Raw genomic sequence first — 13,869 nt, 5'->3', positions numbered from 1 at the left:
AAAAAATGAGGGGGAACTCGTTATGGAGAATAAATTGATTCAAGAGTTAGGGATTAAATATCCCATCTTACAAGCTCCTATGGCAGGCGTGACTACTCCGGAACTCGTTTCATCAGTTTCAAATAATAATTGTTTAGGTAGTATTGGAGCCGGTTATTTAACAGCAGATAAAACAAGAGAATTCATACATAATGTAAAAAAGTTAACTAAACATCCATTTGGTATAAATCTTTTTGTACCTGAAAATCATAAATTAATAGAAGATAAAATTTTAAAAACGAATAGTTTATTAGACCAATATCGAAAAGAACTTCAGATAGTAAAGGATGATTTGTCGATTTCTACTAAATCAGAATTCGAAGAACAAATTGAAATAGTATTAAAAGAAAAATTGAAGGTTTGCTCGTTCACATTTGGTATTCCAAGCAAAGAGATTGTGAAAGAATTAAAAAAGAAAGGAACAGTTGTTATAGGTACTGCAACAAATGTAAAAGAAGCCCAAATAGTTGAAAGTATAGGAATGGATGCAGTAGTTGTTCAAGGCAGCGAAGCAGGAGGACATAGAGGATCATTTATGAATCCAGATAGCTTAATAGGGTTAATGTCTTTAATTCCACAAGTTGTAGATAATGTTTCCATACCTGTTATTGCTGCAGGAGGGATTATGGATGGAAGAGGTGTCACAGCGGCTTTATGTCTTGGTGCAAAAGCAGTTCAATTAGGCACAGCTTTTTTAACTACAAAAGAGAGTGGAGCACATCCATTGCATAAGAAGGCTATTCTTAATGCATCAGAAGAAGATGTATTATTAACCAGGGTCTTTTCTGGTAAGACAGCCCGGGGTGTTAACAATAAATTCATGGAAAATATGAGAGAGTACGAAAATGAATTGCCGGCTTATCCTTATCAAAATACATTAACTAAAGAAATAAGAAGGGTAGCAAGTGAACAAAATAATAAGGAATATATGTCACTTTGGTCTGGGCAGAGCCCAAGATTAAGCAGGGAAGTATCGGTTAAAGAATTAATACAATCTCTTCAAGAAGAAACAAAAGGGATTCTGAACCAGTTTGTAAATTTATAATTTATCTTTTATTTTTATTTTTGAATAAGAACAAAAACCACCAAACTAATAAAAATAAATATCCTATGGTTGTAAAATATGGACCAGATCGCTCCATGTAATAGACTAATTAAATGTTCAAATTCGTTCATTTTTTCTGCTCTTCCAATACTGTTTATCAAACTGATTATTAGAGCCACTTATTAGTATTTTATTAACAAATTTTAAATACTGGAAGGGAATGATAGCTTAAGGATGGAAATATAATGGTAGAAGGCAGGCTCATGATTACTTTTTAAAGGGAATGAAGGGGCGATCAGATGTGAATATGATGGCGAAGGTTAAACTCATATTTTATGCAGTAATCGTATTTTCGATTTATCTGTATGCCATTTTCTATTCTTTTAGTGATCATGATGTGAATTTAAATCACACGTCTAGTAAACAAATCGCTGATTCCTCGGATGAGGATATCAGAAGAAATGTTCAAATAAAATTTATCCTTTTGAATTCATCCGGTCATGCACTTGGTGAGACTGATATTTTGATTAAGAAAAAATCTAAGAATCAAGACAAGAAACCCTTAAAGGTCCAAACTAATAGTAAAGGTGAATATGAGTTGACCATTGAACCTGGTACATATGATGTCTATTTAGAAAAAAATCGCTCTGTACAAAAACAAGTAACTATTCGTTCTAAGGATGATGGTAAATCGATAGAACTGAAGTTTTAAAGAAGCCTTGAGTAAGGCTTTTTTATGCATTTGTTCATTATAAACGCTGTTAACAAACATATATTAAACGTTATTTATAGACTAAGTTTTGCCTGAACGTTATTGGTCGTCAAAAGTAAGGGAGGATTGGGCTTTGCGACAGATTATTGCCTTAGGAGGCGGAGGTTTCTCAATGGAACCGGAGAACCCGTTATTGGATCAATATATTTTAAATCAGGCCACCGTAAAAAAGCCGAAAATATGCTTTGTACCAACTGCCAGCGGGGATGCGGACGGGTATATACAAAGGTTTTATACCTTTTTTAATGAGCAGGAGTGCGAACCAACGCACTTATCATTATTTAAGCCACCTACAAGAAATTTGCAAGATTACATACTCAAGCAGGATATTATCTATGTTGGGGGAGGTAATACAAAGAACTTATTAATTCTCTGGAAAGAGTGGGGATTGGATCGAATACTGAAAACTGCTTATGACCAAGGAATCCTATTGTGCGGTATAAGTGCAGGTGCGATTTGCTGGTATGAGGAAGGATTGACCGATTCATTTGGAGATACTCTTGAACCAATAAAGGCATTGGGGATATTAAAGGGGAGTCATTCCCCTCACTACGACGGTGAAATGAATAGAAGACCGGCCTATCTACAAATGATTAAAGATGGATTAATAAATCCAGGTATTGCTGCTGATGATGGGGTAGGGCTTCATTATGTAAATGGAGAGCTGGTAAAAGTAGTGAGCTCCAGACCGAACGCAGCAGCATATAGAGTTGAAATGTCTGAAGATGGCATTGAGGAAAAAATCCTACCCTATTATTTAGGAAAGGAAGACTTATAGAGAGAATACCACGTTGTAATTATTATGATGTTTACATCTTTTTCTTTTGAGGGAAGTAGAAAAGTAAGCAAAAATAGATTAAAAGTCTTTCTGAATTGATAGTCGCAAATGAATGGGGTGCGGAGGATGAAGATAGCGATTGCCGGCGGTAGCGGTTTTGTTGGGAAGGAACTTGCTGCATTATTAGTCAGGGAAGGTCACGAGGTTTATATTTTGACCCGTAATAAAAATAAGCTGACAATGTCAACTGTTAAACCAGTCGAATGGCTTAATGAATATAGTAAACCAGAAGAGGAATTGGAAGGGATTGAAGCTATTGTTAATTTAGCTGGGACATCCCTGAATTCTGGTCGTTGGACGGAGAAAAGAAAAAAGCAAATTTTAAAAAGCCGTATAAATGCAACAAATGAGATCTATAGGATAATAGCAAAGCTTGACCCTAAACCTCGAATTTTAATCAATGCAAGTGCTATTGGTTGTTATGAGCCATCTCTAGAACAAACCTATCATGAGGACTGGAAACAAGCAGGTGACAATTTTCTGGCGGAAACTGTTGTTCAGTGGGAGCAGGGAGCCCAAAAAGTAACAGATTTTGGAATGCGAGTCGTATTTGCCCGTTTTGGTCTAATTCTTGGTGCCAAAGAAGGGGCTTTTCCAAAATTGATTTTGCCCTATAAGCTATTTGTCGGAGGTAATTTAGGTTCAGGCCGACAATGGTATTCGTGGATTCATGTTGAGGATGTGGCAAATGCAATTTTATTTTGTATCCGAAATAACCAAATAAATGGCCCGGTGAATTTTACCGCTCCGCATCCAAAGAGAATGGAGGATTTCGGTAAAACTCTGGGTGAGGTACTTAATAAACCGCATTGGACAACCATTCCTTCTATTTTCATGAAGACAGCTCTTGGAGAAATGAGTACGTTAATACTGCAAGGGCAAAAGGTGATACCCAAAAAATTAATCGAAGCCGGATACTCATTTATCTATCCGGATTTAAGGTCTGCTCTAAGGCAATTAGTAAAACAAAGAAAGGACTCGCGGAGGTAAAAGCAGAGTCCTTACTTCTTTTGAATTATTTTTCGTCATGAAAATCATGATTTTCATGCTCACCATGATCATTGTCTGCTGAATGTTCATAATGATCCTCTACATGATCATCATATTGGTCGTCTGTATGATCCTGCTCTTGGTTCCATTGTTGACCGAAGAATAATGGACGTCTTCTTTCCTTGTATAGGTTTCTTGAAATGCCAATTATTTTCTTGAAGCGGATGGCTATTATGCTAGTTTGACCTCTATTTGTGGTAAGCAGCAACAAAAAGTCGCTCTTTAACGCCTTTAATTCCCCGTAATATGAACCTTCAACTGTAATAACCTGGACTTGTTCACTAATTAGATCAGAAGCATAATCAAAAAAATCTTTATCACTTTCATTACTCAAATGTAGTCTCCCCTTTCTTTATAATTAGTTAATGCACGTTATAGATCATTTGCATAGGCGTTTTGCTTAGGGAATAGGGGAATAATTATAGTTTGGTAATGGGTATAGAAACGGCAAAGTGATATGATAAACATATAAACCATACTATTCAACCCAGAATAGTTTTTTCGATAAGGGAGCTGGCAACATGGAGGAATATTTAACAAAGCAACAAGAAACTATTTTGCAGCAATTAAAAGACGTAGCAAAAGAGTTTTCTGTAAGTGCACAAAAATATGACGAGGAACGCTCATTTCCAGCCGAGAATATTACCGATTTGAAAAAAATGAAGTATACAACCTTAACCTTGCCACAGGAATTTGGAGGAGCAGGGGAAGGGTTAACGACTTTTTTGCTTGGCCAGGAGATCATCGCCCAGCATTGCGGTTCAACGTCACTAGCAATTGGGTGGCACAATATGGTGATCCTGGAGCTCTTAGAAAATAAAACATGGACAGAAGAAAATAAAAAGAAACTATTTAACGAAATCGCTGACGGAGCTTTGGTTAATCGTGCCGCATCTGAACCAGCGACAGGTAGCCCAACAAGGGGAGGTAGACCAGAGACGATCGCTCTTAGAAAAGGAGATAAATGGATTCTTAACGGAAGAAAAACGTACACCTCACTGGCTCCGGTTTTGGATATTTTTCTTGTAAGTGCATGGATTCCTGACGAGGAAACGATTGGTTGGTTTAAAGTATACAAAAACCAGAGCGGTGTGAGTATTGATGAAACATGGGATATGATCTCGATGCAGGGAACTGGCAGCCATGATTTACTTATGGAAAATGTAGTGCTTCGTGAAGAAGATTTTGTGGAAAGAGCTTCTGCTAGAAAAGCTTCAGGCTGGCTTTTACATATACCTGCCTGTTATATCGGCATTGCAATGGGAGCGCGTAACTATGCGATTCAATTTGCAAAAACGTATTCACCAAACAGTTTAAAGGGCACAATCTCTGAACTGCCGCATATTCAGGCAAAGATTGGTCAAATGGAGCTTGAGCTGATGCAGTCTAGGAGCTTTTTATATTCTATTGCTCAAAGATGGGAGCAGTATCCTGAGAAACGTGAACAAATGGGTCCTGAATTGGCAGCTGTTAAAACGGCTATAACCAATCAAGCAATCTCGATTGTCGATACAGCCATGCGAATAGTCGGCGCACAAAGCCTGCAACGGAAAAGTCCAATGCAAAGATATTATCGTGATGTTCGGGCAGGTCTGCATAATCCTCCTATGGATGATTCTACGCTGACCTTACTTGCTAAAAATGCGTTGGAGAAACAGGTGTAATAGAGAGAAAACAGTTGGGATGTAACATAGTTAAAGAAAATATTAAATGAACTTTTCATCGTTTCTTATATTCAGAAAGAATCCTCATTAAGATAATGAGGTTCTTTTTTTGTCTTTATTCCAAGTTGATTGGGGGTCACTTTTTCCAAGAATAATTTTTTGAAGAAGCAAATGAATACCGGTTTATATCCATTAAACTCATTAAAGGGATATACAAAAAAGCAAAAGTGCTATTCATAGCTTAATTTCCAGCTTGATTTTATTCAAAAAAAGTAAAGTTAACTTTTTAATATAATAAATGTATATTTAGTGAAAAATACCACATTTTTCTTGACCATGAAAAAATAAGAAGCTATATTGATAATGCGTTATGTGAAAAGATTCACATATTTAACATCTTAGAGGAGTGAGTAATTTGAGAAATCTAAAAAAAGTAGCAATGGTAGGAACTGGTTTGGTTGGATCAAGTGCAGCCTATAGCTTAATTAATCAAGGAATTTGCGATGAATTAATTATGATTGACATTAACCATGAAAGAGCAAAGGGTGAAGTTTGGGATTTATTACACTGCATCGACTTTTTGCCAAGCCGAACGAAAATTACTGCGGGTTCCTATTCTGATTGCGAAGATGCAGATATCGTTATCATAACTGCTGGTCCTCCTCCTAAAAAAGGTCAGACACGACTAGATACATTGGAAATTAGTGCAAGGATTATGAAGTCTATTGTTTCGGAAGTAATGGAAAGTGGGTTTGACGGTATCTTTTTGATAGCATCCAATCCAGTTGATATTATGACTTATATGGTATGGAAATTATCTGGCCTTCCGAGAAATAGAGTAATTGGTACTGGAACTTCATTAGACTCTTCAAGATTGAAAAATTATTTATCGGAAATTTTACATGTTGATCCAAGAAGTATTAATGGTTATACAATGGGTGAACATGGAGACTCTCAATTTGCCGCTTGGTCCCACATGACTGTTGGGGGAAAACCACTTCTACAAATTTTAGAAGAAGGAAAAGAAGAAATTGGGGAAATCGATTTAGATTTATTATTGCAAAAAGTGAAAAGAGTAGGGTTTGAGATACTAGAAAGAAAAGGAACCACCTACTACGGTATCGGATCAGCTCTGGCATCTATCACTAAAGAAATATTTAATGATTCTCATAAAATTGTCGCACTTTCTACTATTCTTGATGGCGAATATGGATATAAAGATATCTGTACTGGAGTGCCTTCTATCATTACAAGAGAAGGTATTAAAGAAGTAGTTGAGTTAAACCTAACTAGCACAGAAAAAGAAAAATTTGATCAATCGAATGAAATACTACGTGAATACATGAGAAGCATTGGCTTTTAACAACAGGAGGAATGACAGATGAAAAAAGAATATATAATGCCTAGAATATTTAATGCTTCAACTGGTATTGCACAAGGTATTTTCGTTACGCTGGGTATCGGACTATTAATAAAAAATATAGGTTCCATTTTGGATTTGGCATGGATGATTGAAATTGGCTCAATAGCTACAGGGTTAATGGCACCAGCAATCGGGGTAGGTATTGCAATTATGCTAGGAGCGAATGGGTTAGTGGTATTCTCTGCGGCCATAGCAGCAGCATTGGGAGCAGGCGCTATTAGTATTACCGAAGCGGGTATGTTGATTAAATCAGGAGAACCTATTGGTGCTTTAATAACTGCAACATTAGCAACCTTTATTGGAAAAAGATTGAGCGGCAAAACACCGCTTGATATGATGTTAGTTCCATTTGCAACCATATTAATCTCTGGATTTGTTGGAATACAGCTTTCAACAGTAATAGCACCTATTTTAACATCCGTTGGTGCGTTTATTAAAACATCAACAGCCGGAAGTCCTTTGATCGCTTCAATCGTTTTGGCAGTAGTTTGGGGATTATTCCTAGTATCTCCAGCATCCTCCGTCGCATTAGCTATAGCACTTGAACTGTCAGGTATCGCTGGTGGAGCTGCTCTAGCAGGTTGTGCTGCTCACTTTGTTGGTTTTTCTATTATCTCAGCAAAAGAAAATCAGTTAGGAGGTATACTAGCTCAAGGGATTTGTACGCCAAAAGTACAATTGCCCAATATAACAAAGAATCCATATATCCTGCTACCGACATTGTTAGCAAGTGCAGTGGCAGGTCCGGTGTCAGCTTTAGTATTTAGTATAGAAGCTCCTAAAGAAATTGCCGGTATGGGTTTAAGTTCACTTGTGGCTCCAATTCAACTATTAACTACAAATAATCTGGGTTATATCATTCCAGCGATGTTGATTACTTATATAATATTACCTGCAGGTATTGCATATGGCACTTATTATCTATTAAAGAAAAAAGGTAAGATTAAAGAAAATGATTTAAGCTTACCAGTATAACGAATAAAGAGAGCAGGGTAAATCTAATGATTTACCTTGTTTTACTTTTTAAAGGTTTTTTGACTGTAAAATAAATTAAATCCAAAGTGAAATGTTACATTCATTAAAAGAATATGTTTCAGAACACTAATGCAGTTTTTTTGATATGTTCAATTAAGTACAGTATTTTTTGAAGAAGATAAGTGACAATGTTCGTGGGTTAATGGAGGGTATAAGTCTAATAATTTGCTATTATAAGATATGTCTGTTATTCTAAAGAAGAATTATTTTTGTTCGTTTTCAGATTGAGAAGCGATTTTGATTTTCGTCTAAGGTTTTTGAGCAAGGATAGTAATACATTGTGTGGAAACACACTAGGAGGCAACAATTATGGAACAAGGTAAAGTGAAATGGTTTAATGCAGATAAAGGTTTTGGATTTATCGAACGTGAAGGCGGAGAAGACGTATTCGTACATTTCTCAGCAATCCAAAGCGAAGGCTTCAAATCTTTAGACGAAGGTCAAAGTGTAACTTTTGAAGTAGAACAAGGACAACGTGGCCCGCAAGCTACAAATGTTCAAAAAGCTTAATAACAGCTAATAGATAGACCCTACATTTGTAGGGTCTATTTTTATTTCATCATTGAAAAAAATAAAGCCCTATTCATGAAATCAATAGAGCCTCTGTAACAAACGTATGAAACTAGTATTATCAAATGGTGGGGTAAGTATAGCATAGTGGTTGAATAATCACTAATTTAAACAGGGATTATACTGTGATTTTTCAATGACGAATCGGAATATTATGGTAATATGTTAATGGTAAGATAGTGGGATATCAATAAGGGGAATAGTAATGGATTCTGAAATAAAAAAGAGTTTGCAGTAAAAGTATTTGGTGAAGAAACAATCACAGAATACAAGGGCTAGGGTTTTAAATCAAGAACTAAATGCCTTTCAAAAGAAACTGCCTTAGGGAATATTGAAATGATCGTTGATGACTTCTTTAAGGAATTTCAATTTATGCTATGGGGGAAACAGTCTGAACAATTAATTGGAAAGTTCCTAATAAGAGCTAAAAAGAAACCCAATTGAAATTAAGTAAAGTAGTTAAAGCTGTATGAAAATGAATTTATTCATATGTTTAAAAGTCCAAAAGGAGGTATTGAAATGTCTAATGAATCAACATTGCAGAGAGAAGTAAAAGATTTTTGGTATCCAGAATACAACAAAAATGGATACCCTCATGTTCAACAAGGAATGATTTTAAATCCTGAGAGGAATGAGGAATTTTCCCCGTTTATTCTAATGGCTGAAGACTGGTTTAAGCGTGGAACCTTCTCCGACCATCCCCACAGAGGGTTTCAAACTATAACTTATGTTATTGATGGAAGGCTTGAACATATAGATAATGCAGGAGGGTATAGCATTTTGGATGCTGGTGATGCCCAATACATGAATGCCGGTTGGGCAGCTAGGCATGCGGAAGAGGCTTTTGATGATGATCTTATTCATACCTTACAGTTATGGCTGAATCTGCCAAAAAGTCTAAAGCATACAGAAACAAGTTATCAAAACATCTATGTAGAAGATGCTCCTGTTGTGAACTTTGAAGGGGGTTACATTCGAGTTTACTCAGGTGATATTGCAGGGGTAACAGGACCTATGAATAGTTTGGTTCCTATTACGATGGCAGAAATTAGCCTCCGTGAAGGAACTGATTACACACATGTATTGCCTGAGAATCATAATGCATTCTTGTATATGTTGGCGGGGGAGATGGAGTTCGGAGAAAGTAAGACAAAGATAGCTAAAACAGGGGCGGCTACCCTATCCTTTAATGAAGAAGGCTCAGATTCTAACTCAAGTGGATTAAAAATAAAAGCATTATCTCGTTCCAAAGTATTGATTTATTCAGGCATCCCTATCCGCGAAGAAATAGCGTTTGGTGGACCATTTGTGATGAATACACAGGAAGAAATCAAGGAGGCGTTCCGCGATTTTCAGCACGGATTATTTGGACCACCTGCAGTAAAAAAATAAATCAAATTAGAGAAATAGAATATATTTTCAAACAAACACCAGATGGATAATAAACATCTGGTGTTTGTTTGTATAGTTTGAACGTATGTTCTTAAACTATCGAGTGTGTTGATCCAAGAAGTGTGTTACTGACAAAATTAATCAATGTTCTTTCCAAAAGAAAAAATAACCAATCATAAGATACATATATATTTTATTGAGCTCAGCTCCTTTCCTAATCCTACATCCCATATTTATTGCCCTACAAATAATCTACAAAAGGGATGGACAGTACACGTGGAACTTGCGAAAATCATAAATTTTATCAATATAGTAAAATTATTCTAAAAATTATTTGCATATTAATATGGTACTCTCATATAATAGAAGATAATAAATTACATAAAATATTATTTATGATAATTATTTTCAAAAGTAACAAATGATTGGGCAAAGGGTTCTATAATTGATTGAGAATGGAGGGATACGAATGTTTGAAAAACTACAACGTTTAGGAAAAGCCTTTATGATTCCTATTGCTGTTTTGCCAATAGCGGGGATTATGCTTGGTATTGGTGCAGCTTTTACCAACCCCCTTATGGTAGAAACCTATGGGTTGGAAGGAATACTCGGAGAAGGGACATTTTTGTTTTATATTTTAAGCACCATGTCTGCAATTGGTAATATTGTTTTTGCTAACTTGCCTTTGATATTTGCTGTCGGGATTGCTTCGGGGTTAGCATTACAGGAAAAAGGTGCAGCGGGTTTATCGGCAGCAATCGCTTTTCTTGTCATGCATGTTATCGTTGGTACCATTCTAGGTTTCCTGGGCCATACACCAGAGACGACAACTGTAGACTATTTCTTATCTCAGGGTCTAGATCCAGTTGAAGCAGCGAAGCAGGCAAACGTATATGGGTACGAGCTTGGTATTTTTACAGTTAGAATTGGCGTGCTTGGAGGAATTATTGTTGGTTTACTAGTAGCCTTTTTAGCTAATAGATATTACAACAAGCAGCTTCCAGAAGCACTTTCGTTTTTCTCTGGAGTAAGATTTATTCCGATTATTTCAGTATTTGCAATCAGTGTTGTAGGGGTGATTATTCCATTTGTTTGGCCATATGTTCACATTGGAATTTCAACCTTCTCAGAATTCTTTGGACGAACAGGACCAATCGGAATGTTCTTCTATGGATCGCTAATGAGACTTCTCAATATCTTTGGACTTCATCATGCTATTTATCCACTATTCTGGTACACCTCACTTGGTGGAGAATTAGAGGTTGCAGGGAAAATCGTACAAGGTGGACAAAGCATTTTCTTCGCCCAATTGGCTGATCCGACTGTTACCAAATTCTCAGCAGAAGCAACGAAGTATTTCACAGGTGGTTATTTACCAATGATGTTCGGTCTCCCAGCAGCTGCTCTTGCTATGTATCATACTGCTAACAGTAAAAACAAGAAAATTGTGGGCGGTATTCTATTTTCAGCTGCCTTAACATCCTTCTTAACAGGGATTACTGAACCAATCGAATTTACATTTCTATTTGTAGCGCCATTACTTTATGGTATTCATGCCATCCTAGAGGGAATTTCCTATGCTGCTTTATATGCTTTAGATGTTTCGGTAGGGGTTACTTTCTCAAGGGGTATCATTGACTTTACATTATTCGGTCTATTACAGGGTAATGATAAAACGAATTACATTTGGATTCTCATTCTCGGAATTCCAACAGCACTCATCTACTACTTTGTATTTAAAACACTTATTCTCAAATTGAATTTAAAAACTCCAGGTCGTGGGGAGGAATCTGAGAATAAGTTATATACGAAGAAAGATGCTTTGTTAAAAGATATTGATATAGAGGATGTAATCACAGCCTTAGGTGGAAGAGAAAACCTAGTGGACGTCGATGCATGTATAACTAGATTAAGAGTAACCGTTAAGGATATTGATAAGGTTGCAGAAGATTCGGTTTGGAAAGATGAACTGAAGGCAAAGGGACTCTTTAAGAAAGGCAAGGGTGTTCAAGTTGTTTATGGAGCCCTCGCAGAAATCTTAAAGAATGAGATAAACAACGTTAAATAATCCTAAAAGTTTAATAGGTGGAGCCGTAGTGGTATTATGTTTTATCCTTTCTTAATCTATATAATAATGCTAAGCTACCTCCACTATTTAAGTTTCGTTAATTGGATTTGCTGCTGGAGAATCGTGATCTAATTGTAATCATCAAGGTAGAAAAACAGAAATAGTAGGTGAATAAAAAATGTTAGAACAAATTAAAAAAGGTCTTGTTGTTTCATGTCAGGCTCAAGAGAGTGAGCCTCTTCATAGCTCATTTATCATGTCAAAGCTTGCTCTGGCTGCCAAGCAAGGCGGAGCGGCAGGTATTCGGGCAGAATCTAAACCAGATATTATTGCGATTAAAAAAGAAGTAGATTTACCTGTCGTAGGAATTGTGAAGCGAAATTATCCGAATAGTGAAGTCTTTATTACAGCAACAAAACAAGAAGTAGATGAACTAATTGAGACAGGCTGTGAAATGATTGCGATGGATGCAACACTAAGAGAACGTCCAAATGAAGAAACATTAGCTAATCTAGTTTCATATGTAAAAGAGCATTATCCACAGGTTCAGTTGATGGCAGATATCTCCACGTTGGAGGATGCAATGAATGCGGAACGATTGGGCTTTGATTGTATATCCACAACCCTTTATGGCTATACAAATGAGACAAAAGGATGTAAATTATATGAGAATGATTTTGAATTTATCAAAACAGTCTTAAAAAATGTCTCAATCCCTGTTATAGCTGAAGGAAATGTTATCACTCCTGAAATGGCGGGAAGGGTACTTGATATCGGAGCTTACTCCGTTGTAGTCGGGGGAGCAATCACTCGGCCGCAGCAAATAACAAGTCGCTTTGTTGAAGAAATAAAGAGGGGTTGCTGATCAAACTTAAGGCGGAAGGAGTCATCTATGGTTACGCTCTTGAAGGAAATTCAATCGAAATATTCTTCATTCTCCGATAAAGAAAAAGGCTTAGCTGATTATTTGCTTTCTTCGCCATCAGAAGCTTCCAAGTGCACGATCAAAGAAATAGCAGAAAAGACGAATGTATCCGTTGCAACGATTACACGTTTTTGTAGAAAAGTATCCTGTAAAAATTTCGTGGAATTAAAAATGAATCTAGCGAGAGAAACGCACCATGAAGAAGCGGAAGATATGGATTCCAAAATTAGAAGTCAGTATATGGATGTAATCCGCGATATACAAGGATTAAACAGTCGAAAATCGATAATGAAAGCACTCAAATTAGTTACAAATGCTAAGCGGATTTTTATCTATGGTTTAGGAAGCTCGGGACTTGCCGCACAGGAATTAAATTACCGATTAAGTAGGATGGGTTTTGCCAGTGAAGCTGTAACTGATCCACATTTAATGATTATTAGGAGTACCTTATTAAAAAAAGGGGATTTGCTATTAGCTATTTCACGTTCTGGACAAACCCGGGAGTTAATCTCATCAGTTAATGAAGCGAAGAAAAAAGATGTTAAATTAATCTCTCTAACGGCTTATGACCATACATATCTTACGCAATTATCGGATGAAGTGCTATGGACCGTTCATCCAGTTCGAAATGCATACTTGTCAACCGGTCTTGATTTAAGCGCGCTTTACCTCATTGATTTAATTAGTATGCATTTCCTAGAGGACCCAAATAGGAAAAAAATCTATCAAGAGACCATTTCCGCCGTATCGTCTCAAATCCATATTAATAGTTGAAAAAGAGAAGTTTAAAATACTCCGCCTGAGAGAGTTGATTTGTTTAAAATCTGCCTACCTTAGGAGGAGTATTTTTTTGTAAAAAGATATTCATATTATTGATCTGTCTTTTCAAAACGTTGAGTATGTACATATTTTAAGTACGGTCGTGATATCGAGATAATCTTTCATTTTCCTAAAAATATTGAAGATGCTAATTATAAATATTAGGATACTCGTGCTTAGGTTTATATTGGTGAGTTCATTCAACAAATTATAAATTAAGAATACCATT

Annotated in this window: 13 protein-coding genes; 12 read left to right on the top strand and 1 reads right to left on the bottom strand. The window is 36.4% G+C overall.

Features of this window, described 5'->3' with window-relative positions; all coding sequences use genetic code 11:
• The first annotated feature begins 22 nt into the window (after positions 1 to 22).
• The 4 genes from FHY45_RS00200 to FHY45_RS00185 all read left to right on the top strand — a co-directional run bounded on the left by FHY45_RS00200 (position 23) and on the right by FHY45_RS00185 (position 3,684).
• Positions 23 to 1,084, top strand: coding sequence for an NAD(P)H-dependent flavin oxidoreductase (locus FHY45_RS00200; protein WP_139891098.1), 1,062 nt, complete (start codon positions 23 to 25; stop codon positions 1,082 to 1,084).
• 301 nt (positions 1,085 to 1,385) lie between these two features.
• Positions 1,386 to 1,796, top strand: a complete 411-nt coding sequence (locus tag FHY45_RS00195; protein ID WP_139891096.1) for a hypothetical protein — start codon at positions 1,386 to 1,388, stop codon at positions 1,794 to 1,796.
• A 133-nt stretch (positions 1,797 to 1,929) separates the two neighbouring features.
• Positions 1,930 to 2,634 carry a Type 1 glutamine amidotransferase-like domain-containing protein gene (locus tag FHY45_RS00190; RefSeq protein WP_139891094.1) on the top strand — a complete coding sequence of 235 codons (705 nt, stop codon included), beginning with the start codon at positions 1,930 to 1,932 and terminating at the stop codon, positions 2,632 to 2,634.
• Between the two features lie 126 nt (positions 2,635 to 2,760).
• Positions 2,761 to 3,684, top strand: coding sequence for a TIGR01777 family oxidoreductase (locus FHY45_RS00185; RefSeq protein ID WP_139891092.1), 924 nt, complete (start codon positions 2,761 to 2,763; stop codon positions 3,682 to 3,684).
• 25 nt (positions 3,685 to 3,709) lie between these two features.
• Here FHY45_RS00185 and FHY45_RS00180 read toward each other — a convergent pair whose 3' ends face one another.
• On the bottom strand, positions 3,710 to 4,078 hold the full coding sequence (locus FHY45_RS00180; protein ID WP_139891090.1) for a hypothetical protein: 369 nt from the start codon (positions 4,076 to 4,078) through the stop codon (positions 3,710 to 3,712).
• A 187-nt stretch (positions 4,079 to 4,265) separates the two neighbouring features.
• Between FHY45_RS00180 and FHY45_RS00175 the strand changes: the two genes are divergently transcribed.
• The 8 genes from FHY45_RS00175 to FHY45_RS00140 all read left to right on the top strand — a co-directional run bounded on the left by FHY45_RS00175 (position 4,266) and on the right by FHY45_RS00140 (position 13,595).
• Positions 4,266 to 5,408, top strand: coding sequence for an acyl-CoA dehydrogenase family protein (locus FHY45_RS00175; RefSeq protein ID WP_139891088.1), 1,143 nt, complete (start codon positions 4,266 to 4,268; stop codon positions 5,406 to 5,408).
• A 415-nt stretch (positions 5,409 to 5,823) separates the two neighbouring features.
• A complete protein-coding gene (locus FHY45_RS00170) occupies positions 5,824 to 6,771 on the top strand; it encodes an L-lactate dehydrogenase (RefSeq protein ID WP_306821530.1) in 948 nt (315 codons plus the stop codon).
• An 18-nt stretch (positions 6,772 to 6,789) separates the two neighbouring features.
• Complete coding sequence (locus tag FHY45_RS00165) at positions 6,790 to 7,806, top strand: PTS sugar transporter subunit IIC (protein ID WP_139891085.1); 1,017 nt, start codon at positions 6,790 to 6,792, stop codon at positions 7,804 to 7,806.
• Positions 7,807 to 8,175: 369 nt separating this feature from the next.
• Complete coding sequence (locus FHY45_RS00160) at positions 8,176 to 8,376, top strand: cold-shock protein (protein WP_050614125.1); 201 nt, start codon at positions 8,176 to 8,178, stop codon at positions 8,374 to 8,376.
• A gap of 579 nt (positions 8,377 to 8,955) precedes the next feature.
• Entirely contained in the window at positions 8,956 to 9,828 is an 873-nt protein-coding gene (locus FHY45_RS00155; protein ID WP_139891084.1) for a pirin family protein, read from the top strand.
• A gap of 469 nt (positions 9,829 to 10,297) precedes the next feature.
• Positions 10,298 to 11,896 carry a PTS transporter subunit EIIC gene (locus FHY45_RS00150; protein WP_139891082.1) on the top strand — a complete coding sequence of 533 codons (1,599 nt, stop codon included), beginning with the start codon at positions 10,298 to 10,300 and terminating at the stop codon, positions 11,894 to 11,896.
• 178 nt (positions 11,897 to 12,074) lie between these two features.
• A complete protein-coding gene (locus FHY45_RS00145; RefSeq protein ID WP_139891081.1) occupies positions 12,075 to 12,761 on the top strand; it encodes an N-acetylmannosamine-6-phosphate 2-epimerase in 687 nt (228 codons plus the stop codon).
• Positions 12,762 to 12,788: 27 nt separating this feature from the next.
• On the top strand, positions 12,789 to 13,595 hold the full coding sequence (locus FHY45_RS00140; protein ID WP_139891079.1) for a MurR/RpiR family transcriptional regulator: 807 nt from the start codon (positions 12,789 to 12,791) through the stop codon (positions 13,593 to 13,595).
• Positions 13,596 to 13,869: the final 274 nt, after the last annotated feature.

Source organism: Bacillus sp. D386 (assembly GCF_006346415.1).
The sequence above is the reverse complement of the archived record's forward strand: the minus strand, read 5'-3'. Positions and strand labels throughout refer to the sequence as shown.

Coding starts and splice junctions, on each gene's coding strand:
- FHY45_RS00175 (WP_139891088.1), top strand. CDS start 4,266: ATGGAGGAATATTTAACAAAGCAACAAGAAACTATTTTGCAGCAATTA.
- FHY45_RS00145 (WP_139891081.1), top strand. CDS start 12,075: ATGTTAGAACAAATTAAAAAAGGTCTTGTTGTTTCATGTCAGGCTCAA.
- FHY45_RS00140 (WP_139891079.1), top strand. CDS start 12,789: ATGGTTACGCTCTTGAAGGAAATTCAATCGAAATATTCTTCATTCTCC.
- FHY45_RS00155 (WP_139891084.1), top strand. CDS start 8,956: ATGTCTAATGAATCAACATTGCAGAGAGAAGTAAAAGATTTTTGGTAT.
- FHY45_RS00200 (WP_139891098.1), top strand. CDS start 23: ATGGAGAATAAATTGATTCAAGAGTTAGGGATTAAATATCCCATCTTA.
- FHY45_RS00150 (WP_139891082.1), top strand. CDS start 10,298: ATGTTTGAAAAACTACAACGTTTAGGAAAAGCCTTTATGATTCCTATT.
- FHY45_RS00165 (WP_139891085.1), top strand. CDS start 6,790: ATGAAAAAAGAATATATAATGCCTAGAATATTTAATGCTTCAACTGGT.
- FHY45_RS00185 (WP_139891092.1), top strand. CDS start 2,761: ATGAAGATAGCGATTGCCGGCGGTAGCGGTTTTGTTGGGAAGGAACTT.
- FHY45_RS00160 (WP_050614125.1), top strand. CDS start 8,176: ATGGAACAAGGTAAAGTGAAATGGTTTAATGCAGATAAAGGTTTTGGA.